Annotated in this window: 23 protein-coding genes; 11 read left to right on the top strand and 12 right to left on the bottom strand. The window is 49.3% G+C overall.

Annotated features, from left to right (window positions below):
• Positions 1–15 precede the first annotated feature (15 nt).
• Complete coding sequence (locus ACYQ2M_RS12805) at positions 16–849, bottom strand: amino acid kinase family protein (RefSeq protein ID WP_459916743.1); 834 nt, start codon at positions 847–849, stop codon at positions 16–18.
• Between the two features lie 66 nt (positions 850–915).
• Positions 916–1140 (bottom strand): hypothetical protein, encoded by a 225-nt coding sequence (locus ACYQ2M_RS12800; protein ID WP_459916742.1) that lies wholly within the window; start codon positions 1138–1140, stop codon positions 916–918.
• Positions 1141–1421: 281 nt separating this feature from the next.
• Here ACYQ2M_RS12800 and ACYQ2M_RS12795 point away from each other — a divergent pair, with 281 nt between their 5' ends.
• Positions 1422–2087 carry a class I SAM-dependent methyltransferase gene (locus tag ACYQ2M_RS12795; protein WP_459916741.1) on the top strand — a complete coding sequence of 222 codons (666 nt, stop codon included), beginning with the start codon at positions 1422–1424 and terminating at the stop codon, positions 2085–2087.
• 152 nt (positions 2088–2239) lie between these two features.
• Here the strand turns inward: ACYQ2M_RS12795 and ACYQ2M_RS12790 are convergent, their stop codons facing one another.
• From ACYQ2M_RS12790 to ACYQ2M_RS12780, 3 genes are read right to left on the bottom strand one after another with little or no spacing between them, the layout of a single operon-like run.
• Positions 2240–5335: an efflux RND transporter permease subunit gene (locus tag ACYQ2M_RS12790; protein ID WP_459916740.1), complete on the bottom strand. Its 3096-nt coding sequence runs from the start codon at positions 5333–5335 to the stop codon at positions 2240–2242.
• Positions 5332–6627, bottom strand: a complete 1296-nt coding sequence (locus ACYQ2M_RS12785) for an efflux RND transporter periplasmic adaptor subunit (protein WP_459916739.1) — start codon at positions 6625–6627, stop codon at positions 5332–5334. Before ACYQ2M_RS12785 ends, ACYQ2M_RS12790 begins: the two co-directional genes overlap by 4 nt.
• Positions 6624–8000 (bottom strand): efflux transporter outer membrane subunit, encoded by a 1377-nt coding sequence (locus tag ACYQ2M_RS12780; RefSeq protein WP_459916738.1) that lies wholly within the window; start codon positions 7998–8000, stop codon positions 6624–6626. The genes ACYQ2M_RS12785 and ACYQ2M_RS12780 overlap by 4 nt, the downstream gene beginning before the upstream one ends.
• A 626-nt stretch (positions 8001–8626) precedes the next feature.
• On the opposite strand from ACYQ2M_RS12780, the gene ACYQ2M_RS12775 reads away from it, so the two are divergent.
• The 4 genes from ACYQ2M_RS12775 to ACYQ2M_RS12760 all read left to right on the top strand — a co-directional run bounded on the left by ACYQ2M_RS12775 (position 8627) and on the right by ACYQ2M_RS12760 (position 13144).
• Positions 8627–10003, top strand: a complete 1377-nt coding sequence (locus ACYQ2M_RS12775) for a TIGR01777 family oxidoreductase (protein ID WP_459916737.1) — start codon at positions 8627–8629, stop codon at positions 10001–10003.
• Between the two features lie 132 nt (positions 10004–10135).
• Positions 10136–11251, top strand: a complete 1116-nt coding sequence (locus tag ACYQ2M_RS12770; protein ID WP_459916736.1) for a hypothetical protein — start codon at positions 10136–10138, stop codon at positions 11249–11251.
• Positions 11229–12209 carry a DHH family phosphoesterase gene (locus ACYQ2M_RS12765; RefSeq protein WP_459916735.1) on the top strand — a complete coding sequence of 327 codons (981 nt, stop codon included), beginning with the start codon at positions 11229–11231 and terminating at the stop codon, positions 12207–12209. The genes ACYQ2M_RS12770 and ACYQ2M_RS12765 overlap by 23 nt, the downstream gene beginning before the upstream one ends.
• Positions 12210–12790: 581 nt before the next feature.
• Entirely contained in the window at positions 12791–13144 is a 354-nt protein-coding gene (locus tag ACYQ2M_RS12760) for a DVU0772 family protein (protein ID WP_459916734.1), read from the top strand.
• A 345-nt stretch (positions 13145–13489) separates the two neighbouring features.
• Here ACYQ2M_RS12760 and rd read toward each other — a convergent pair whose 3' ends face one another.
• The 5 genes from rd to ACYQ2M_RS12735 form a co-directional block, all read right to left on the bottom strand.
• Positions 13490–13648: a rubredoxin gene (gene rd / locus ACYQ2M_RS12755; RefSeq protein WP_459916733.1), complete on the bottom strand. Its 159-nt coding sequence runs from the start codon at positions 13646–13648 to the stop codon at positions 13490–13492.
• A 220-nt stretch (positions 13649–13868) separates the two neighbouring features.
• Positions 13869–14072 carry a YgaP family membrane protein gene (locus ACYQ2M_RS12750; RefSeq protein ID WP_459916732.1) on the bottom strand — a complete coding sequence of 68 codons (204 nt, stop codon included), beginning with the start codon at positions 14070–14072 and terminating at the stop codon, positions 13869–13871.
• Between the two features lie 21 nt (positions 14073–14093).
• Complete coding sequence (cydB, locus tag ACYQ2M_RS12745) at positions 14094–15110, bottom strand: cytochrome d ubiquinol oxidase subunit II (RefSeq protein WP_459916731.1); 1017 nt, start codon at positions 15108–15110, stop codon at positions 14094–14096.
• 67 nt (positions 15111–15177) lie between these two features.
• A complete protein-coding gene (locus ACYQ2M_RS12740; protein ID WP_459916730.1) occupies positions 15178–16488 on the bottom strand; it encodes a cytochrome ubiquinol oxidase subunit I in 1311 nt (436 codons plus the stop codon).
• A 71-nt stretch (positions 16489–16559) separates the two neighbouring features.
• Positions 16560–16739: a hypothetical protein gene (locus tag ACYQ2M_RS12735; RefSeq protein ID WP_459916729.1), complete on the bottom strand. Its 180-nt coding sequence runs from the start codon at positions 16737–16739 to the stop codon at positions 16560–16562.
• 849 nt (positions 16740–17588) lie between these two features.
• Between ACYQ2M_RS12735 and ACYQ2M_RS12730 the strand changes: the two genes are divergently transcribed.
• The 4 genes from ACYQ2M_RS12730 (at position 17589) to ACYQ2M_RS12715 (ending at position 19333) form a co-directional block, all read left to right on the top strand.
• Entirely contained in the window at positions 17589–17816 is a 228-nt protein-coding gene (locus ACYQ2M_RS12730) for a hypothetical protein (RefSeq protein ID WP_459916728.1), read from the top strand.
• Positions 17817–17846: 30 nt separating this feature from the next.
• Positions 17847–18395 carry an NADH peroxidase gene (locus ACYQ2M_RS12725; RefSeq protein ID WP_459916727.1) on the top strand — a complete coding sequence of 183 codons (549 nt, stop codon included), beginning with the start codon at positions 17847–17849 and terminating at the stop codon, positions 18393–18395.
• A 199-nt stretch (positions 18396–18594) separates the two neighbouring features.
• The gene (locus tag ACYQ2M_RS12720; RefSeq protein ID WP_459916726.1) at positions 18595–18900 is read left to right on the top strand and encodes a ferredoxin; all 306 of its coding nucleotides are present in this window, start codon (positions 18595–18597) and stop codon (positions 18898–18900) included.
• Positions 18830–19333 carry a DVU0298 family protein gene (locus ACYQ2M_RS12715; RefSeq protein WP_459916725.1) on the top strand — a complete coding sequence of 168 codons (504 nt, stop codon included), beginning with the start codon at positions 18830–18832 and terminating at the stop codon, positions 19331–19333. The genes ACYQ2M_RS12720 and ACYQ2M_RS12715 overlap by 71 nt, the downstream gene beginning before the upstream one ends.
• Before the next feature lie 9 nt (positions 19334–19342).
• Here ACYQ2M_RS12715 and proC read toward each other — a convergent pair whose 3' ends face one another.
• Positions 19343–20194 (bottom strand): pyrroline-5-carboxylate reductase, encoded by an 852-nt coding sequence (gene proC, locus ACYQ2M_RS12710; protein ID WP_459916724.1) that lies wholly within the window; start codon positions 20192–20194, stop codon positions 19343–19345.
• A gap of 175 nt (positions 20195–20369) precedes the next feature.
• Between proC and ACYQ2M_RS12705 the strand changes: the two genes are divergently transcribed.
• Together ACYQ2M_RS12705 and sfsA are read left to right on the top strand one after the other, a co-directional pair.
• Entirely contained in the window at positions 20370–21188 is an 819-nt protein-coding gene (locus tag ACYQ2M_RS12705) for a TIGR02757 family protein (RefSeq protein WP_459916723.1), read from the top strand.
• Complete coding sequence (gene sfsA / locus ACYQ2M_RS12700) at positions 21185–21898, top strand: DNA/RNA nuclease SfsA (RefSeq protein WP_459916722.1); 714 nt, start codon at positions 21185–21187, stop codon at positions 21896–21898. The genes ACYQ2M_RS12705 and sfsA overlap by 4 nt, the downstream gene beginning before the upstream one ends.
• Before the next feature lie 110 nt (positions 21899–22008).
• Here the strand turns inward: sfsA and ACYQ2M_RS12695 are convergent, their stop codons facing one another.
• Positions 22009–22926 carry a tetratricopeptide repeat protein gene (locus tag ACYQ2M_RS12695; protein WP_459916721.1) on the bottom strand — a complete coding sequence of 306 codons (918 nt, stop codon included), beginning with the start codon at positions 22924–22926 and terminating at the stop codon, positions 22009–22011.
• Between the last annotated feature and the right edge of the window lie 169 nt (positions 22927–23095).

The following is a 23095-nucleotide window of genomic DNA, read 5'->3' as shown; positions in this document are numbered from 1 at the left end:
CTTTCTGTCTGTGGCTCATTCCTGCTTGTAAATGATGGACCCCACATGTTCACCGGCAAGGGCTTTGGTAATATTGCCTGGAATCATACCATTGATTACCTGTACTTCCTCCAGAACTTCGCTGTTTTGAATAATTTCCAGACAGGGTCGCTCAATGACCAGGTCATCCTGATTCCTTTCAATGAGATCCCTTGCCCCGATTTTGGGGATGAATTCGGCATCGGGATTTTTCTTGGGATCATCGGTGTAAAGACCGTTTTCATCTTTAATGAACAATACCCTTCTAGATCCGATGAGGTCCGCCAGGATGATCAAGCCCACATCGGTGCGGTGGATGGGAATTCTTCCCTTTTCCGGCTTGATGGCAAAGTAGTCATAGGGCGGCATACCGGCCATGACCGGAATAATGCCCTCGGCAAAATAGGTGGGCAGCTTTACGATATCGCTGTGGGATACCTTGATGCCCCCCCAGGGGGACAAAAGGGTGGCCACCATCAGGGCGTTCTGGTCGGAGATCATGCTGCCGAACTTGGCAATGATGCCCGTGGGCATGCCCATTTCAAGGCCAATGGTATAGATGTGTCTGCTTCTGGTACCACCGCCTGTGGTGATGAGCATTTTGTGCGCTTCCCTGTTTGCCACAATCTCCTTTAAAATAGCGGGAAGTGCTTTGGCGCCCCTGTCACAGATGGACTGCCCCCCTATTTTCATGATGGCAACATCTGGATACAGGCGTTCCTGGGGAGCAATTTCTAGCTGGTTGAGAAATTGCCTGCCCACCAGACTTTCTCCCATCAGTTTGCTTTTTACGTGGAGTCTTTTACCGTCTTTATCTCGAACTAAAGCCATGGTCCCCCTTTCGGGCCTGGGTTTCCACCCAATTTGCGGTTGGTGTGATAAATCGCCCTTTTGTAATTATTGGTCCGTCTTATGTTTTTTATTGTCGTCTTCCTTTGTGTCTCTTTGCAAGGCGATCAGTTCGGCACCGGTGGCCTGTGCAATCTGTTCAAGTTCTTTTAATCGCAGATGGTCTGAGTAAACTTTCAGATTGGAGTCAAATACGGCAACGACCCTGAAACGTGGTTTTTTTTCGCCTTCTTTGGTTTTCCTTCTTTCTCTGTAAAATATTTTTCCAGCCATGGTTTTATCCTCCCTTGAGTCATTAAAAGATGATACTGTCTGTCCGAGGACAATCAGAGAATGTAATTGTATAACGTATTGAATTTTTTAAAATAATTGTTGATAATCGTGGTTGTGATTGGTCGATAAATCAATGCAGCCGGATTTTTTGAAAAGCCATCCGCATCAGTGGGATTGTGAAAAATGAAATTGAACAATGAATTCACTATAGTCATTATCCGGTTATATGGCAATACCGGTGGCAAAAAAATTAATGATTCTAAAAGAATATGGAGAGTAGCATGCTGTTTAAAGACAAGATGATATTTGAAGAAAAATTGATCTGCGCGGTAAAGGGCTTTCTTGATAGCCAAGAGGCCCATCGTCTCTATGAAACCGCATTGGAGGCCGGTAAAAGGGGGCCTTGTCTGGAGATTGGAAGCTATTGCGGCAAATCCGCCATCTATCTTGGTACCGCCTGTCAGGCAAATGATACGGTGCTCTACTCCATAGATCATCACAGGGGCTCGGAGGAGCAGCAGAAGGGAGAAGAATATTTTGACCCGGACCTTTACGATGAGAATTTCCAGGGCATTGATACTTTCAAATTTTTCAGAAACACCATTGAAACCTTTGCTCTCACCGATTCAGTGGTTCCCCTGGTCTGCGACTCCCATGTGGCGGCAAAAAACTGGGCCACACCTTTAAGTCTGGTATTTATTGACGGCGGTCACTCGTTTGCAGCGGCCTTCAACGATTATAACTGCTGGGCACGTCATATTATCCCCGGCGGTTTTCTGGTGATCCATGATATTTTTCCTAACCCCGAGGATGGCGGACAGGCCCCTTACCAGGTGTACCAATACGCCCTGGCTTCGGGGCTTTTTAAACCGGTTTCCATGACAAAATCCCTGGGGGTTTTAAAAAAGCTGGCATGCGGTGAGGGGCCTGCCATGGAGCCGAAATGATGAACCCAGTGGACCCACCTCGCTCTCAGTACAAGCGATCAATGGTCCACATGGGAAGGGGATCATGGTGCATATCTTCCTGAGTCGTCAGCAGTGAGTGCATTCCCATTTTCCGGGTTAGACGCTTAATCAGAGAGGATCTGCCTGTGCCCTCAGCGGTCTTCCTTGAAAAAGTTCAAGATATCTTCCAGAATCATGTAAAACGAGGGGACCAGGGCCAGGGTGATGAGGGTGGAAAATACGATGCCAAACCCCAGGGATATGGCCATGGGAATCATATATCTGGCTTGGCGGGAGGTCTCAAAGATCATGGGGGCAAGCCCCCCGAAGGTGGTGAGGGTAGTGAGCATGATGGGCCGGAACCGCTGGGTGCCGGCCATGGCAATGGCCTTATGGGCCGGTATTCCCTCCCGTCGTTTTCGGTTGGCAAAATCCACCATGACAAGGGAATCGTTCACCACCACCCCGGACAGGGCCACAAGACCGAACAGACTCATCAATGACAGGGAATATCCAAGAAGGATATGTCCCAGCACCGCCCCCACAATGCCAAAGGGAATACAGACCATGATCACCATGGGTTGGAAATAACTTTTAAAGGGGATGGCAAGCAGGGCATAAATACCGAACAGGGCCATTAAAAGTCCTCGGATCAGGCTTTGGGTACTCTCCTGCATGCTGGCCTGGCGGCCTTCAAAGTTGCCGGTGAGGCCGGGAAATTCCTGCTGCAGTGCGGGTAGAATCTCTGATTTTACCACAGAGAGAATCCGGTTGGTCTCCACCCGGGGTACCACGTTGGCCGTGATGGTGGCCACCCGCCGTCCGGCCCGTCGTTTAATGGAGGTGTAGGCCCGGCCCCGTTCCATGGAGACGGCTTCCCGGAGCAGGGTCTCCCTGCCGTCGGGGGCTTTTATGATCATGGTTTCCAGCTGGTTTTCCGTGGTGCGTTCCGCTTCTGGCAGGCGCACTTTTACGGTGACCTCATTTCTGTCCCGCTGGAGTTTCAGGGCGGTGGCACCATAAAAGGCATATCGCACCTGGAGGGCAACATTCCTTGCCCGAAGGCCCATGGAGAGTCCCTCGGGCAGCATTTTAAAGTCAAACTGCTGTTTGCCCAGGGCCGAGCCGTCGTCAATGTCCTTTGTGGACGGAAATCCACCCAGCTCATCGGCCAGTTTTTCACTGGCCGCATCAAGGGTTTCAAAGTCTCTGTGGCTCAGTTCAATGGTTAGGGATGCCCCGGAGCCGGGTCCCCCCCGGTCGGACTGAAACACCATGGACTCCAGACCGGCAATGGTCCCTGTGGCCACCCGCCACAGTTCAGTGACCCTGGCCGTTGACAGGGGACGGACATCCGGAGGGGTGAGCAGAATCCGTCCGGTGATGATATTTTCGTTCACCTGGGCATATCGTCCTTCGGAAAGTGCTTCGCCCCCGTTGTTTTCCACCACCTTTTTTGCCGATGCTGAAATGATATCAAGCACGGCAGCGGCCTTTTGGGTTGATGCCCCATAGGGCAGTGTCACCATGACATAGGCATAGTCTGATTCCACCCGGGGCATGAGGGTGGTGGTGATTCTGCCGCTTTTGACATAGCCAAGTACGATGATCAGAACGGCCAGACCCACGCTGGCGGTGATGTAGCGGTTTCTCACCATGAATTCCAGGGCAGGGCTGTAAACCTTTTCCACAAAACGCACAAGCCCCCGGCTGATCTTCTGCTGCTGTGCCATGAGCCAGGCCATGAGCCTTCCCGGCTGCCGTCCCTGGTGAGACAGGTGGGCTGGTAGAATAAAAAGACTTTCGATCAGGGAGATGAGAAACACAACAATTACCACCAGGGGGATCACCTTGAAAAATTTGCCCATGGTGCCGGTGACAAACATGATGGGCAGAAAGGCCACCACATTGGTCAGAATGCTGAAAATAACCGGCATGGCCACTTCCTGTGCCCCGGCAATGGCCGCCTCCAGAAATGGTTTTCCCTGTTCCCGGTGTTTGTAGATGTTTTCCCCCACCACAATGGCGTCATCCACCACAATACCCAGGGTGACAATAAAGGCAAACATGGAGATGATGTTGATGGAAAAATCAGTGAGGGGAAAAAACACAAATGCCCCCAGAATGGAGATGGGAATACCCAAGGCAACCCAGAAGGCAAGGCGAATTTCCAGAAAAAAGGCCAGGAACAGAAATACCAGGGTCAGGCCGATGTAGCCATTTTTGATGAGCAGTTCGGCCCGCTGTTTAAAAACCTCGGAGCGGTCACTGACCATGGCGATATCAATGCCCTGGGGAAGGCTTTTTTTAAAGGTTTCCACCCGTTCCTTGACCGCGTTTGACACTTCAATGGGTTTCTGATCCCCCACCCGGTATACCTCCACCATGATGGCTGGTTTGCCGTTGAAGGTGGCATAGGTATTTGATTCTTCAAACCCCTCGGTGATGGTGGCAATGTCCTCCAGCAGTATCCGGGAGCCGTCCTTGCCGGTGATGATGGGCAGGCGTGCGTATTCAGCAGCAAGTTCCCGGCGTTCCTTCATTCGTACCATGATTTCCCCGCCCCGGGTGCGGATGCTGCCTCCGGGAAGCTCCACCACCGCATTGCGGATGGCTTCGGCGATGCCCCCCAGTGTCAGGCCATAGCGTCTGAGGTTTTCCTGGGAAACTTCCACATGGATTTCGTGCTCCCGGGTACCTTCCATATCCACCTGTGTAATGGTGGGGTCCTGGAGCAGAAGGTCTCTGAAGGATTCGGCAAATTCCGTGAGAATCGCCTGGGACTGAGCCCCGTAAATGGCATGGGAGGTGACATGGCGTTTACGGGTGACAACGGTGGTCATGGGTCTTTCAGCTTCATCGGGAAAGGAGGTGATGGCATTGACCTCGGTTTCCACCTCCCTTGCAAAGCGCTGGATATCCATTTCTTCCCGGACTTCAATGGTGACACTGCCCCGGCCTTCGGAGGCCGTGGCCTGCATTTCGTCAATACCGTCCAGTCCCTGGACGGCCTCTTCAATGGCCAGGATGATGCCCCGCTCCACCTCTTCGGGGCTGGCACCGGGGTATGTCACCGACACGTTAACCGCACCGACTTCAAAGTCGGGAAAAACTTCCTGCTTAATGGAACTGCCGATGACGATGCCGCCCACCAGAAAAACAAGCATCAGTAGGTTTGCCGCCACGGAATTTCCGGCCATCCACGGGAGGGGACCTTTTAATCCGGGTGTCTGGGAGTGTGTGGTCATTTCTCTTCACCTGTGGCAGCAGTGGATGTTGTGGCAGGATGGTTTTTAAGGGGGGGATCGGCCTTGCTCGGTGGGGCAGAGGAGGTGTCTGGGCGCAGGGAAAGGGGGTGTGCCTGAACCTGCAGGGTCATGCCTGCAACGGGGGAGGACATGTCTGAAACAACAATTCGATCCCCTGGTGCAAGTCCGCCACTGACAAAAATGTGCTGTTCATCCCGCCACACGGCGTCAATGGGTTTGATGATCAGTGTCTGATTATCGTCAACACACCACACCTGGTCTCCATCTCTTACCAGTTTTCGGGGTAGGGCAATGACTTTGGACAGTTGTGCCCCCTGTATGCGGATGTTGACATAGCTGCCCAGCAGCAGGGGGGGACTCCCCTGAATTTCCAGCCCCAGTGGATCTTCAATGGTGATGAGAAGCCTTGCAAGTCGGGTTTCGTTTGTTAACTCTCCCAGCAACCGGATGACATGCCCTGGACGGGGGGGATTGTTTCGGGCGGTGATCCAGGCAGGACTTCCCTGGCCGTGGGTTTTTAGGGGAAAATCCACCCATTTCAGCTGATCTGTGGGAAGGGTGGCCTGAACCCAGTAGTCGTCGGTACCGGTCAGGGAGGCCAGGGTATCCTGGGAGGAGATTTGGGAACCGGGTTCCACGTTCACCGCCATGACCATGCAGTTAAAGGGGGCTTTGATACGGGTACGTTCAAGATCCAGAGTCACCCGGGCAAGATCGGTTTCTGCCCCGGCAATGTCGGCCTTGATCTGGGCCAGCTGGGGTTCCCGCAGGGCCAGATCTGCATTGGAAATAGTTTTTTTTGATCCGTTTTGAAGAATTTTCAGTTCTTCCCTTGCCACCTCCTGTTTACCCATTTCAAGACGCAGTCCTGCCCGGAGCCTTTCAATGGCTGCCCTTTGCCGGGCCACATTGAGCAGAAAATCTTCCTCTTCCAGCTGGAGCATGATCTCCCCCTTTTTGAAAAGTCCGCCGGGGATCAATTTTTCGGATTTTTCCTTTACAAATCCACCCACCCGGGATTTCAAGGTGATGCTCCGGGAGGGGATGACCGTTCCCATGGCCGACAGATTGACAAAGTGCGTACCGGCGGTGACGGTCATGGTTTCCACCAGGGGCAAGGGAATCTGGGGGCGCCCCCGGCGGGCCACGGGTCTGGTGGCATAAAGATAGTTGGCTGCGACAATGCTTGCAGCAATAAAGATGATGGGGATCAGGAACCGGATCACCCGGACCAAGGGGTGACGACGTCGGGGGGGGGTGTGTGAAGTCATGGCATTTCCAATTGTTGGGTCCAGTCTCCTCCCAGAGCCCGGTAAAGGGCGATGCGGTCCTTGATCAGGAGCGCCTTCTGTTCAATGAGTCTGCTTTCCAGTTTCTGAACATTGAGCTGTTCGGTTAAAAAGGGGATAAAAGGGTCCATTCCTTTGATGTATCTTCGCCGTGCCTCTTCCAATGCCTGGCGGGCAGTTGCAAGTTCCACAAGGAGAAGGTCGACATAGCGGGCCTGGTGGTGTTCCGCTGCCAGGCTGTTGTCCACCTCTAAGATAGCGGTTAGAACGGTTTTCTCATAGGTGGCCAGACGTTCTTTGACCACGGCGGTTGCCGTTGCCAGTGCAGCCTCTTTTTTGCCGCCATCAAACACAGTGGCACTGAGTCCTGCACCCAGGGATAGTATCCAGTTCTGGAGAATGAGATTAAGGCTTGTCTCCCGAAACAGAAAACTGCCGGTGATGGAGAAATCGGGCAGACGGTTAACCCCGGCACGGATTTTATCCCAGTCGGCAGCCACAAGTCGGGAACCTGAGGCGCGTACATCCGGGCGCAGGGCCAGCAGGTTGGCTGGCAGTCCGTTGACGGGAAGGGGGGGCAGCTGTTCCGGCAGGTCTCCCATGATCCGGGGACATTGATCCGGAGTTCTGCCAAGGAGCAGGGCCAGGGTATTTTCAAGGCTTGCTGCCCGGTTTTCAATGGGGGGTATTTCCGCCTGGGCCCGGGCCACCACCTCCCGCTGCTGGAGAATATCCAGGGCCGTAGACATGGATTTTTCAAACCGCAGTTCCAGAAGGTCCAGCACCGTGGTGTTAACATCCAGTTGCTGTTTTAGAAGTTTGAGCTGTTTCCGGGTGGCAATCAGGGACACCCAGGTATTGGCAACTTCAGCAGCCACGGACATGGCTGCGGTTCCAAGGTCGTATCCGGATGCCAGGGTTTCCTGGTGGGAAGCGGCCACATCTGCCTTTATTCTGCCCCAGAGATCTACCTCATAGGATGCTGCCGGACCCATGACAAAGGTGTTATAAGAAGTGGTGTGTCTGTCGGTTTGGGTACGGGTGTAATCACCGTTCAGGGTGATGGTGGGAAACAGGCCTGCTCTTGTGGATGCACTTTGGGACCTGGCCTGGTCGAGTCTTGCAGCGGCTTCCCGCAGGGAAAAATTTTCTGCCAGGGCCGTTTCCACAAGATTGGTGAGTTCATTGCTGTTAAACTGGGTCCACCATCCGGATGAGGCGGTTCCCATGGCAGGAGATGAAAACAGCGTTGTTCCGGAAAATGTCCGGGGATGGATGTCCCGGGGGGGGGGGGGGAACTGCCGGCAGCCCTGTAGAAAACATATGACGGCCAGGCACACGGGTAAATTTTTCATCAAACGGCTCAGCATTGGTGTCATCTTTTCGGCCCGGGTTCTGATGCCAGCCATGAAGTGGTGAAAATCAGAACCCGTACCCTTTTTTTAGGGTTCATGTGGGCAAAAATGGAAACAGGGCCACTGTTTTTAATTCCTTTTCAGGCGTGTGAAAATTGGCAACAGACCTGAATATGATTTTTGGGCTTTTTTACCAAAATGATTAAAATAAAGCAACTAACATGCCATTTTTAGGTGATATTATTTTATTTTTTAAGTTATTGAAAATTAGTGAAATAAAGTGTGTGTGTTTTGGGCGTTGGGTATGATTGATGCAATATATGACTCTTTTATATCCAGTATTTTGGATTTAAGTGGGTAAAAAGTATCCAGGGTGTTTTCGTTCGGGATAAAAAATGGTACTTGATAAAAGATCCGGAACATAATACTTTTATCACTTAATGATCAAGCCCCAAATTCAAAGCGTTGTAAATATTCGGCTTGTTCATGTAAACGTTTGGTCAGTGCCCCATCTTCACCTGTTTGGGGCTTGGGGCTGCGTAGCATACTTAATGCTATGTGAGCAGACCAAAACAGGCGAATTTGGGGTGCTGACCGAATATTTACAAAGATTTCAGGAGATGTCCTTGAAAACAAACTATTTTATCCGAAAAATGGATATGGCGGTTCCGGTGGCCGAGGCCTTTGCCTGGCATGAACGTCCTGGTGCCCTGGAACGTCTGACACCGCCCTGGGTGGTCATGAAAAACATTCGTAAATCCGGGGGAATTAAAACCGGTGCCACCGTGGAAATGGACCTTTGTGCCCCGTTGGGGTCCATGAAAATGGTGGCGGAACACACGGCCTATGTAAAGAATACCCTTTTTCAGGATCGCATGGTCAAGGGTCCCTTTTCCCAGTGGATTCACACCCATTTGTTTCATTCCCGGGGGAGCAATCAGTCCTGTCTTGAGGACAAGGTTCAATACCGTTTGCCCCTTCACCTGCCCCCCCGCTGGGCCGAAATGGTGGACAGGGAACTCAACCGGATGTTTGCCTATCGCCACACCGTGATGAACAATGATCTTGAAGCCCATAAAAACGGTTCCGACCCCCTCACCATTGTGATCTCTGGAGCCAGTGGCCCTGTCGGCAAGGCCCTGATTCCTTTTTTCACCACCGGCGGTCACCGGGTCATCCGGCTGGTGCGACGGCCTCCCCGGGGAACAGATGAAATTTTCTGGGATCCTTATAAGGGTATTTTGGATTTGTCACCGGCAGGACCCATTGATGTGGTGATCAACCTTAATGGCTATCATATTGCCTCGGGCCGGTGGTCCCCCAAACGCAAGAAACAGATCGTTAAAAGCCGTAATCTTTCCACGGCACTTATTGCAAAGACCCTGCTGGCCCTTCCGGAAAAACCTGAGCTGTTTATTTCTGCCTCGGCCACCGGTTATTATGGGGATCTGGGGGAAACCGTGGTAAATGATGCCTGTGGACCCGGGGATCTCTTCATCTCTCGGGTGTGTGCCGACTGGGAACAGGCCGCGGAAATGGTGGAAGGATCGGGCATTCGGACGGTGTATGCCCGCATCGGCGTTGTTTTGAGTCCCAATGGCGGCATTCTGGAAAAACTTATGCCCCCCTTTCTCATGGGACTGGGTGCCCGCATTGCCTCGGGGGAACAGTATCTGAGCTGGATCAGTATGGACGATCTTATTTATGCCATTAACTACGTCATCCATAACCGGCGTATCCAGGGCCCGGTGAATTTTGTTGCCCCCCATCCGGTCACCAATGCGCAATTTACCCAAACCATGGCCGAAGTTCTTTCAAGACCGGCTGTTTTCAGCGTTCCGGCCTGGGCCGTGACGCTTGTGTGGGGAAAAATGGGGCAGGAAGTGCTGCTGGCCAGCACCCGGGTGCACCCCGAAAAGCTCATGGTGTTCGGTTATCAATTCAAACATGATCGTCTGGATAAGGCTCTTCGCCACGTTATGGGAAAAAAACAAAATGCTTGAAACCCCCAAATCCAATACCCATAAAGCCACCCCCCATGGAGCCAAGACCCATGGGTCCAGCAACCATGAACCCAGTACCCAATACCCAGCACCAAACACCCAACATCCATAAATCCGGGAGACCCTACATAAATGAATCCCCTGTTAAAATTTTTTTTTGCTGCCATGATGATCATGGCTCTTATTTTCGGCTATGCCGGCATTTATTTTCCCCTGGAGCACTATGATTTTGAGCGCCTCCATATCTTTTTGTTTAACCTTTGCACCGGCGGTACCATTATTCTTTATTTCACAGAGGGCACCGGACGCCTTTCACCCCGCACCATCTGTTTTCTGGTATTCTCCCTTTTGTATGCTCTGTTTGCCTTTTTAAATATCTATCCCATGGTTATTTTCATCTCCCTTGGCCTGACATCCATTGTGGAGAGCCTCAGAATTGAAAAATTTTCACTTCTTCCCTGGAATTTCTTCTCTTTAAAGGAGTCGGTGTCGGCAAAGTTTCACCAGGCATCTTTGCTGTGTCTGTCCATTGGTCTTCTCATGTCTACGGCGGTGATCATTAACAACGAGTATCTCCATGTGGTCACCATGGAAAAACTGGTGCTCAATACCTTTTTTCTGGGTTTTTCCTTTCCCCTTTCCCTGATTACCCTGTCCGTTATTTTTTCCATGATCCGCCAGAACGGTACCTCCAGAATCGGTATTTTATCCCTGATCTGCTTCTGGACCATCAATCTGGGTGTGATTATTTTTTTTATGTTTATTCTGTTTGAGCGGTTTTATCCCCAGATTGCCGTGACCCTGGCACTGTTTGTGGCCGTTGTAACGGTGCTGGGTCTTTATGTGCGGTATGGGCAGAAAATGCAGCAAAAGGAATTTCTTTCTTCAGGCGTCGGTTTTCTCATTGTCACGGCCATCTCTGGTATTGTTTATATTTTTTATCAGATGTCTCCGGGATATACCCACGAAGATACCCGATGGCTGCTTAAAATTCATACCTTTGTCTCCCTTTACGGCTGGAATCTGTGCGGCCTAGCCGTGATCTGTCGGTTTCGGGATTTTCCCATCCGGCTTCATTCGGGGCTGGTCATTGCTGTACACTGGCTGACGGCTCTGGTGCTGGCCCCCCTTGGTACAGGTATTGCTTTTATCTCTTTATTTGCGGTGGCCGGCTATATCTTCATCGTGTTTACCCTGTTTTTCAGTAAGGATAAGAGGGGTTTTAATGACGAATATCCAGAGACTTGAAAAATTACTGGCGCTTTTTTCCAAAGAAAATAATGTATTGATCGTTATCAATGCAGACCCCGATGCCATGGCCTGTGCCATGGCTGTGAAACGGCTGCTCTGGAGAAAGGTGACCAGCGTAACCATCACCTATTTTAATGAGATGACTCGCCCGGACAATCTTACCATGATCCGGGTGCTGGATCTGGAGATGATTCACATTAATGAGGTGGATGAAAAGGCCTTTGACCGCTTTGTGGTGGTGGATTCCCAGCCGGATCACCATGAATGCTTTGCCATGTTTGCCTACGATGCCATCATTGATCATCATCCCCTTTCCTGTGATTCCGGGAAATTCAATGATATCCGGCCAGAATATGGTGCCTGCTCTTCCATGATGACGGAGTATTTAAAGTCTGCCGGGGTAAAGCCTTCCCAAAAGCTTGCCACAGGCCTTTTGATGGGGATAAAAACAGACACTGGTGGATTTCGACAGGCTGCCATGGAGGATGTCAGGGCTTTTCAATATCTTTATCAATTTGCCAATACCTGTCTCATGGCCCGCATCGAACAGGCGGAATTCAAGGAGACGGACCTTGAGTTCATCGGGCATGCCATCAAACAGAGAAAAATTATCAATCATCGGGTGTACGCCCACACCGGCAAGATAGAAAATCCAGATCAGTGCGTCATTGTGGCGGATTTTTTTATGCGCATTGAATCTGCCAACTGGAGTATCATTTCTGGTATATATGAAGAAAAACTGGTGATCATCATGCGCAATGACGGTCTGCGCAGGAGTGCCGGAAACACCGTCAAAGATGCTTTTTCCCACATCGGGTCCGCCGGGGGGCATCGTACCATGGCCAGGGTGGAAATTCAGATGACGGAGCTTGAAAAAGAGGTGCTCGAGGATGACATGATCAGCCAGTGGATCATCGACCAGGTGGAAAAACATGCTGGGGTTAAATTTGAATAACGGTCATGCCGGTCAGCCGATACAACGAAGCATGGAAAAGTAGTGCATTGTCATCACTTAATTTTAGGATTTCCGATTTTCAAAGATGCCGTGGTGTAACACTCTGGGGTATGTACAATCCTAAATTTTAGCCTTGACCATGCAGTAGTCCCCCCGAGGGGCAATGGGGCCCGGCCCGGAACCGTAGACGGCTCAATTGGCCGATTCCTATTGCCTCCCGGGGGGGCTCTGCAGAGGTTGCCCAAACGTTTTATTTTCTAATGGAAAGAGACATGTTTGTCTCTCTAAGATTGAGACGATTGTGGCTCTTCTAAGGAGGATCGGCTTAATAAGCTTCCTTGCTATTTTGCCCCCATCCACTATTTAAGGGGGGAAGCGCCTGAAAAGGCATCTCGTGTAAAATCCCCATGCCTGTCTATCCGTCTACTTCTTCACCCTTCATCCCTTTATTTTATTTTACTTTACCTTTATCCATTCATCCAGAGTAAGATGGCACACATGTTGCATAATATATCCATAAAGCTGATAACTATCACTTGGGGTAGACACAGGTGATTATGAGGTTCATGGAGGTACTATTAATGAGACTTGAAGATATAAAAAAAGATTTGAGTATTGTAAATGCTGTTGACTGGGACATGACACCGGAGGAGGCAGTAGCCCTGCATCTGGAATGGGGCCCCCTGCGTGATTTGTCTTATTATAACTCCAGGGATTCCAACAATGAAACCGTTTATTTTGTTATTAATACCTGGAAAGAGCATCCATTGGTGAGTCTGGTCCGGCGCAGGGGGTTTGACTCTGAGGAATTGATCACCTTGAGACTGCCAGAACGCCTGGAAAAAATATTTGTGGAGTCATTTGGACCGCATAAAGGGGTATTTGCCGTGGAAGGTGAAGTCAAGGCCTGGCTGCAGAAGGAGTTGGCCAACTGAGATATCCTGTGACCCCTGTTTCCAGAGTGAGCAAGCCGAATATTTATAATCAGATATAGAAACATCAATAAAAAAAAGGTATGACAGGAACTTTTCTGTCATACCTTTTTTTTATTAGAAAACAAAATTTCCGGGAATCCTCAGCAGAGCCCCCCCCGATGGGCAATAGGAACTGACCAATTGAGCCGTCTACGGTTCCGGGCCGGGACCATTGCCCGTCGGGGGCGGCATGATCGTATTTTCAATATTCGTTGTGTCCGTCAGGACATGGCTGTTTATAGAAAACTGGCAAAAACCCCCTGAGTCTTTAGCTCAGGGGTTGTTGACGAAACTCTGAGAAGCGCCTTATTCTTTGGAAAAGTCTTCTTTTCCAGCGCCGCAGATGGGGCATGTCCAGTCATCGGCAAGATCATCAAAGCTGGTGCCAGCATCCACGCCGTTGTCCGGGTCACCTTCTGCAGGGTCATACACATAACCGCAAAGATCGCATACATACTTGTCCATCAGTTCATCTCCTTAATTAATAAAAGTTTATGGGACTTATCACAACATACAGGGCATATATCTCGTAAATATCCGGTCAATCTTCACCTGTTTTGGCCTGCTCACATGGCATTCGAATGCTACGCAGTCCCAAACAGGCGAATATGGGGTACTATCCAAATATTTACAATACCACTCGAATATTTACTATATATATCATGCCCTTTACTTAATTTCAAAGTTACTTGAACGCTTTTCCGGGCGCAATGCCCATTATTTTCAGGATCACGACCATGGGGCAGAAGCCCGTGAAGGCGGCCTGGAGCATGTTGGCACCGATAAAGGCCGTGAACCACAGCCAGTAAATACTGTGAAAAACACCCATGATTACGCTGAAAAGGATCAGGCTGCCGGCCACGGCAAAAACGATTCTATCAATGTTCATGGCCGTTTCCTCCTTTGACTTTTAGTATTCCATCTCATCTTCGGGTAATACACCTTTAAAAAGTCTGTATGTCCACATCTGGTAGGCAATGACAATGGGAATAAACACCACCACCACAAAGAGCATGATCTTCAGGGTCAGGGGGCTTGAGGATGCATTAAAGGCGGTGAGATGGAACTCCGGATTGAGAAGAGATGGAAAAAGGGTTGGAAACAATCCGATGATGCCAAAAAAAGTGCAGCTGACGATGGTGACAGCCGAGGCACACCACGCTTTGAAATAAGATTCTATAAAGAGGAAGAATCCCACGGAGAGCAGGGCAACCACACTGATGACAATCACCAGAAAGAATGCCGGGGTTTCCAGGTAGTTGAGGTACAAAGAGGTGGCAAATTTGCTGGCAATGAGAAAAATAACCGCCACCGGAATCAGGGCCAGCCAGACTTTTACGGCCACTTTTGCCGCATCCACTTTTAATCGTCCTTTGGTTTTAAGGGCCAGCCAGTTGGCACCATGGAGGACAAAGAGTAAAAGGAAAAGAATCCCACCCAGTAAACCATAAGGGTTTAAAAGTTTGAGAATATTGCCATGGTAAAGTCCCTGGCCGTCAAAGGGAATTCCCCTGAAAATATTGGCAAAGGCTACCCCGAAAAGCAGGGCCGGTGCAAAGCTGCCCACAAAAATGCAGATATCCCAGATTTTCTTCCAGACGGGATGGTCAATCTGTCCCCGGAATTCAAAGGCCACTCCCCGCAGGATCAGGGCAAATAATATCAGAAGAAGGGGGGTGTAAAGGGTGGAGAACATCACTGCATATACCTTGGGAAAAGCGGCAAATGTGACACCACCGGCGGTGATGAGCCAGACTTCATTGCCATCCCAGAAGGGACCGATGGAATTAATCATGGCCCGTTTGTCTGCCTCTGTTTTGCCCAGAAAGGGGTACAGCGTACCCACGCCGAAATCAAATCCGTCCGTCATGAAAAAAACCGCCCACAAAAGGCCCCAAATAAAAAACCATATTGTTTCTAAAACCATAATTTCAACTCCTGTTTTCTTATCTTCATATTAACCGGTAAAAGGATGCGTGTGCGTCTGAAAAACATTATGCATTTTCAGAGACGGGACCTTTTCTGGCATGTTTACCAATGAGATAAAATCCCACCCCGCCCAGCAGGCCGTAAACCAGCATAAAGGCAAGAAGGGAGATCATGACCTGGTACCCCATGACAGGCGATGCTGCATCGGAGGTTCTCATCAGGCCGTAGACGATCCAGGGTTGCCGTCCCACTTCTGCCAGGACCCATCCTGCCTGGATGGCAAGGTAGGGAAGGGGGATTGAATAGAGCATCATGGCAAGAAATTTGGGGGATTCCATGAGTTTATTTCTTCTGGTCCAGCCGTAGATCATCTGGAGTATGAAGATGGTTCCCAGAAGTACCATCAATCGGAATCCGGCAAAGGTAATCCACACCGGGGGCCTTTCATCCTTGGGAAAATCATTGAGTCCCTTGACAACGGAATTGAAATCATGGTGGGAAAGGAAGCTTAAGATGCCGGGGATGGAACCCCATTCCACACGGTTTCTGCTGTTTTCCTCATCGGGAATGGCAAACAATACAATGGGGGCACTGGTCTGGGTTTCCCAGTGGGCTTCCATGGCCGCCAGTTTGGCTGGTTGTACCTCTGCCACATGAACGGCGTGGAGATCGCCCGTCAACGCGACGCCAAAGGAGGCAACCAGGCCGAAGATCAGGGCAATTTTAAAGGATCTTGTGAAAAAATCGATGTGCTGTTTTTTTAACAAATGATAGGCACTGATACCCATCACAAAAAAACCACCCAGCAATACGGCAGACGGAAGGGTGTGGGCGATTTCAAGAAGGCTGAATTTGTTGAACAGTAGTGCAAAGAAGTCGGTCATTTCCGCGCGTCCGTTGCGTATGCTATATCCCACCGGGTGTTGCATGAAGCCGTTGGCAGTTAAGATCCAGACGGCTGAGATATTCCCGCCGATGGCCACCAGCCACATGACTCCTGCATGGGCCTTGGGAGAAAGTTTTTTCCAGCCAAATACCCAGATGCCGATGAAGGTGGATTCCAGAAAAAAGGCCACAGAGGCTTCAATGGCAAGTAAAGATCCGAATACATCTCCCACAAACTCAGAGTAACGGGACCAGTTTGTTCCAAACTGAAATTCCAAGGTGATACCGGTAACCACCCCCACGGCAAAGTTGATGAGAAAAAGTTTGCCCCAGAATTTTGTCATTTTCAGGTAAACTTTATCTCCGGTTCGGACGTACTGGGTTTCCATGTAAGCAATTATGATGGAAAGGCCCAATGTTAAAGGTACAAAAAGAAAATGGAACATGGTTGCAGCGGCAAACTGCAGCCGTGAAAGTAAAACAGGATCCATAATGTCCTCCCAAGTGGTTTAAAACAAAAAAAACCGATACTTTTTTAAATCGAGTGATGATTATATAACTATTATGACGATTCTGGAAGGGAATAATAGCACCTTTTGGGTGAAATTACCGCACCGGTTTTTTTGAGCTTGCCAATAATTTTTGATACTTCCTTGCTGTCCATGTCCAGGGCCTCTGCAATTTCTCCCGGGCGAAGGGGTTTGTCTGCCTTTTTCATTGTTTCAATAATCTTGGCTTCCATGTGTTCTCCTTTTTAAAAAAAATAATTATTGGGGTTTGAGTATAAAATCAGCCACTGGTGCTGAGAACAGGTATGACTATGATAAATTGTTAGATGCAAACTTAAGCAAAGGTCGTGCCATAAGTATCCTGGATCATTTTGGGGCACCTTGGGTGGGGTCAGGCTTGCGTTATAGACGCTTTTGTTTGAAATTTTCTTTATTCAGAGGTAGTTGTCAAAGACATCATAACACAAGCCTGCCCCCGTTGGTCCGCCAATGATGATGAATGCCTCATGTTGTGATCAAGCCCCTTTCTTTATATAAAAACGGGCATGGCAGTAGTGGGTGTACCAACAAGAGTGTCTCATTGAGACATGGGTGTATCGCTTTTGAGGCTGAATGGGCTGGATCGGTTGCCCGTTGGGGCTTCTTCGCATTGTCATGAGAAGGTGCTCAGGTTTCTGCTTTTTATAACTAGTTTTGTTCCAAGACAAACTCACATAAAAGCGCCATAACTCAAGTCTGACCCCATCCCAAAGTGGCCCATGCTGTGACTAAGCATGATTTATCCTTTGTTATTTATCAAGCCCGGTTTACTGAACTCTATGAATGTCTCCCCAGGAAGACTGTAAATTAAAAACAGTCGAGTTCCTTGTTAATATAAAGAACTTGAACATCGCGTTATAACACCTGAGCGGCATTTGTTTGTTTTTGTTGTGTGATGGTACGGATGCTGCATGGCAAATTGCAGGTGACTTTTTTGTGAAACACGGTGCTCAGGTTTATTTGTGTTTCCGAATGTTCTCAAGCAACCAGGCAAAGAAATTTGAACATTGAGTAGTTAATTATTATGGGAGATCTTTTTTTCAATGCTGAAAAAGAAATGTGATCGAAATATTCAAAAAACCCTGAAGCTGGCAGAGGAAATGATTTTGCTGGCACACCAGGGTGATGAGGCGCGGGAGGATATAAGTTGCGGCGTTCTCTACGGCACACTTCTTGACGCCGGGTACAAGTTGAAACGCCTGGCACTGCGGGAAAAGGAGGCTCACATCAATAAAGGCTGGTGGGAAACGCCAGCTGAAAAAAACAGTTAAAATAAATAAAAAAAGTAAAGGATTAAGTTAATGGCAAAGTATAGTTGTGCGGTATGTGGTTATGTTCATGAAGGTGATGCAGCTCCTGAAAAATGTCCCCAGTGTGGCGCTGCCCGGGAGAAGTTCAGTTTAATGGACTCCGGAGAGTTTGTCTGGGCTGACGGGCATGTGGTGGGTGTCGCCAAGGGCGTGGATGAAGAGATTCTTCAGGGGCTCCGGGAAAATTTTGCCGGAGAATGTACCGAAGTCGGCATGTATATTGCTATGAGTCGCCAGGCAGATCGGGAAGGGTATCCTGAAGTTGCAGAAGCCTATAAACGCATTGCCTGGGAAGAGGCCGAACATGCCGCCAAATTTGCAGAACTTTTGGGCGAAGTCCTGGTGGCAGATACAAAGGAAAATCTCATTGCCCGTGTTGCTGCGGAAAATGGTGCCTGCAAAGGGAAAAAAGCCATTGCCGTCCGGGCAAAAGAGCTGGGACTGGATGCCATCCATGACACTGTTCATGAAATGTGCAAGGATGAGGCCCGTCATGGTTTTGCATTCCAGGGACTTTTGAAAAGACATTTTAAATCATAATTTCGGGGTGCAGCTGCCTTTTTAAAAACTGATTATCGTTTGTCAGAGATTAACGATAAAGGGCTCCGTATCCGGTAAAGAAATGGGCGCTGCGTGCATTCCTGATGTCTCAGCGCCCTTTTTGCGAGTTGTTCAACAAAAGCGCCAATAAGGCAAGCCTGACCTCTCTGCAAAGTGGCCCATGCTGTGACCAAGCCCAATGAAAAGTCGGCATGCTTTATTGTCAAGTTTATACTTTTCAGAAACGTTTTTGAAGAATACAGAAATATTGGAAAAAAGTACGGGGGGTGACATGAAAAAACCAGTAATAGAGCTCAGTGAATGTGTCTTATGTGATATTTGTGTGGAAATGTGCCCCGATGTATTTATTAAAAATGACGCCGGGTATATTGAAGTCACAGAATCTGTTTTTACTTGTTCAGAGGAGGATATCAATGATGTCATCAGAAACTGCCGGGGAGACTGCATCTTTTGGGATGAGGGAACTCAAACGCAGAATGCATGAACTGCTTTGCATGTCGGATGAAACCAAGGCCATGGAACAGATTCTTCTCATGGACCCCCGGCGGGCGGTCAATGCATTGTTTACCTATATTCAACATACCACGGAATCCGTGAAATGGCGGGCAGTAAGAGCCATGGGGCGGGTGGTGGCGGCTATGGCAACCGAAAAACCCGAGCAGGCCAGGGTTTTCATGCGTCGCCTGATGTGGAGCCTCAATGATGAATCCGGGGGCATCGGCTGGGGGGCTCCCGAGGCCATGGGGGAAATCATGGCCCGGAATAAAACCCTGGCCCGGGAGTATCGCAATATCCTTGTGTCCTACACAAATCCCCAGGGCAATTATCTGGAATATGAACCCCTCAGACAAGGGGCTGACTGGGCCATGGATCGGGTGAGGGGGGTCTACCCCGATTTTCTTGACCCGTCATTCTAATTTTTGAAATCAGTTTAATCCATTTTCTTCAAAGTTTTTGATCATGATGCTTCCCAGCTCCTGGGACCGGTTTGTGGCGGCCTCAATGGCATTGATCATGGTGGTTCGAAGGCCCCCCTGCTCCAGGGTATGAATACCGGCAATGGCAGTGCCGCCGGGGGAGGTGACCCGATCCTTGAGTTGTCCGGGATGTTCTTTGGATTCCAGAAGCATTTTGGCTGCCCCCAGCACGGTCTGGCTGGATAAGAGCAAAGAATCCTTACGGGACAGGCCCATTTTGACACCGGCATCAGCCATGGCATCGACAATCATGAAAATATAGGCAGGTCCACTGCCGCTTAGGCCTGTGAAGGCGTCCATGAGGGTGTTTTCCTTGATGAATACACTGACACCGACGGAATCAAAAATGGCCTTGGCAAGCTCGATATCCCCGGGGATCACATGTTTTCCTGCGGCAATGGCTGTGGCGCTTTCCTTTACAAAGGCACAGATATTTGGCATTACCCGGATTAGACGCAGTTCTTTTCCAAGGCCTGCTGCAATGGCGGCCAGAGGAACCCCCGCCGCAATGGATATGATGAGTTTGGAGGTGTCAAGCCCGGGGGAGGTTTCTTTAAGCACAGATGCAAGGATCTGGGGCTTGGTGGCATAGATGATGATTTCAGACTGGCTCACCACCTCCATGTTGTCGGTGGTGGTGCGGATACCGTATTTTTGCCTGATTTCCGTCAGGGGTTCTTCCCGGATATCGGAGCAGATGATGTTCTCAGGCTGGGTTGCCTTGGATAAAACAAGTCCGCTGATCAACGCTTCTCCCATGTTTCCGCTTCCGATGAATCCAATCTTTTTGTTTTGCAGCATGTATACAGTCCTTGTCTTTTGCCCTTTTTTAGAAAGGCATGTGATAAATAGTGGATGTCAGGTTAATTATGTCAACGGGTGATCAACTTATTTTTATGGTGGTGTTGAAATTGCCCGCATATTAAAATCAGGATCTCATTGAAGTCAAGATAAAACAGGGAAGATAACCATAATTATGTCAGATTTAGATGATATCCTGTTAAAAAGAAAGCTTACGCTTATTTTTAACCAATACAACAAACGGTCCCTTGTCACGCCCGACCCCCTGCAGTTTCTTTATCGTTATCCGGATGTCCGGGACAGAGAAATTGTGGCTCTCATTGCCGCATCCCTGGCCTATGGTAGGGTGACGCAGATTTTAAAGGCGGTGGAAAGGGTGTTGGCACCCATGGGCAACAATCCCCGGGATTATGTATGTCGGCAGGACAAAACGCAAATTCAAAAGGAATTTGAACCCTTTAAATATCGATTTGCCACCGGCGATCATGTGGCCGGGCTGCTTGCCGGTATTGGCAAGGTGGTTGAGCAATATGGTTCCCTTCAAGCATGTTTTGCCCATGGACAGTCCCGTACGGATACGTCTATTTTACCGGCCCTTGCTTTTTTTACCCATGAGATACGGGGAAATCGTAACACAGGTCATCTTCTGGCAGATCCGGTAAAGGGAAGTGCCTGTAAACGAAGCTGCCTGTTTCTTCGCTGGATGGTGAGAACCGATGAAGTGGATCCTGGGGGCTGGGCAGCGGTTTTACCCGCCCGGTTGATCATTCCTTTGGATACGCATATGCACAAGGCCGGCCAGCTGCTGGGATTTACCACCAGAAAACAGGCCAACATGAAGACTGCCCGGGAAATAACTCAGGGCTTTTCCCGGCTGTGCCCGGAGGATCCGGTGAAATATGATTTTGCCCTGACCCGGTTTGGAATTCATCCGGATATGGATGTGAATGAGTTGGAGAATTTGCTTGAAAAACAGGGAGAAACAGCTTCATGACCTATGACGGACATCCCCTACCCCCTTTAATCAAGGGGGTACTGGTAAAACGATATAAACGATTTCTTGCCGATGTCAAGTTGGCCGACGGCTCCACGGTGACAGCCCATTGCCCAAATTCAGGCTCCATGCGCGGGTGCTGCGAGCCGGGGCGACCGGTGTATCTTTCCCAAAGTGATAACCCCAGAAGGAAACTCAAATATACCTGGGAACTCATGGAGATGCCCCGCACCCTCATTGGCATCAATACCATTGTGCCCAATAAACTTGTCATGGCCTCCATTGCCCATGGACGGGTGCCGGAACTGTCGGGGTATACAAACTTTAAACCAGAGATTAAAACCAGTGATCACACCCGGCTGGACATGCTGTTGACCCGGGATAACGGGGAAAAATGTTATGTGGAGGTCAAAAATTGCACCCTGGTGGAGGATGGCGTGGCTCGGTTTCCCGATGCCGTCACCACCAGGGGACAGAAACACCTTATGGAGCTTGAGCGGCTGGTTGCTGACGGTCACAGGGGCGTTATTTTCTTTTTGATCCAGCGTATGGATGCCAAGGCCTTCAAGCCAGCGGCAGACATTGATCCGGTGTACGCCGATGGCCTGGCCCGGGTGGTTAAAAACGGCGTGGAAGTCATTGCAAGAAGTGCTGTGATGACCCGGGAGATGATTTCCATGGGTGAGGCTTTGCCGGTGACGTTGTTGTAAAGCCGGGGAGGCTTTTCCTGCAGTTTCCGTCCTTTTTTATTCCCGCATGATTCTATCACTATTGTCAAAAATCGAGAGAAATGTTGCCCATGATGATGAAGGTCCGAGGGTCAATGAAAAACCATGGGGTCCATTTCTTCGGTCAATGTTTTTCTCTCCTGAAATAGAACAAGATGGTCCCAGAGGGTGTTTACGGTCTGGGGACTTGCCTGTGATTTTTTCATCAAGGAGATGGCATCTTCCATGGTTTCAACGGCTTTTTCAAACTGCCCTGCCTGGGCAAGGGCCGCGGCCAGTGTGTCTTTGAACCATGCAAGGGCCAGAATGCCCTGTGGCGTGGTAAAGTTTTTTTTGGCTGTTAAAATGATTTTTTCAGACAGTTCAACGGCCCTGGAACCGTTCCGCAGGGATTTTTGGGGGCAGGTTGCCAGCAATCGGGCCAGGGTATTTGTGATGTATAGAGTCTCGGGCCGCGGTGGTCCATTGGCACCCAGGGAAACGGCTTGGTTGTAGTCGACAATGGCCTTTTCGTAGGCTTGAAGTTGCAGATAAGCATTGCCTCTGTGATACAATGAATAAAAGTCTTTGGGGGCACTGCTTAAAATGTCTGAATAATCAGAAACCGCCCCTTGATAATTTTTTAAATTGTAGGCAATAGACGCTCTTTTGGCTCTGGATTTTATGTAAAAGGGATTTTCCTGCAGAACCCGGGTGAAATATTCATGTGCTTTTTCATAGTTTTTCAGCCCCGCATATGCACTGCCCATTCCATGCCATGCTTTGAGACGATTTTGCATTTTATCGATGGTGTACCCCTTGTCAAAAAAAAAGGCTGTACCGGATCGTTTGATTTCTTCCAAAGCGGCGGAAAATGATGCAAGGGCTCCATCATATTCTGAATGAAACAACTGGGTATCGCCCTGGAGGATCATTTTAGAGCCATCAAGATTAGAAATATAGAACTGGAAGAGGATGAAGCCAATAAGAATAACTGTGAAAAGGTTTGAAAGGTTGAATATTTTTTTCATTTTATTACCTCCTTGTAAATTTAAGTTTTCGATAACGAGAATGTTCGGGATTGGTCATGACATGTAAATTATCAATAAGTACGGGTATTCAGAGTATTCTTTTGAATAGTACCCTGTTTTTAAAGGGTAAGCAGGCTGCTTTATAACCCTGGGTTATTGAGATCTTACC

This window comes from Desulfocicer niacini, assembly GCF_054657595.1.
This window is presented reverse-complemented; position numbering and strand designations above follow the sequence as displayed.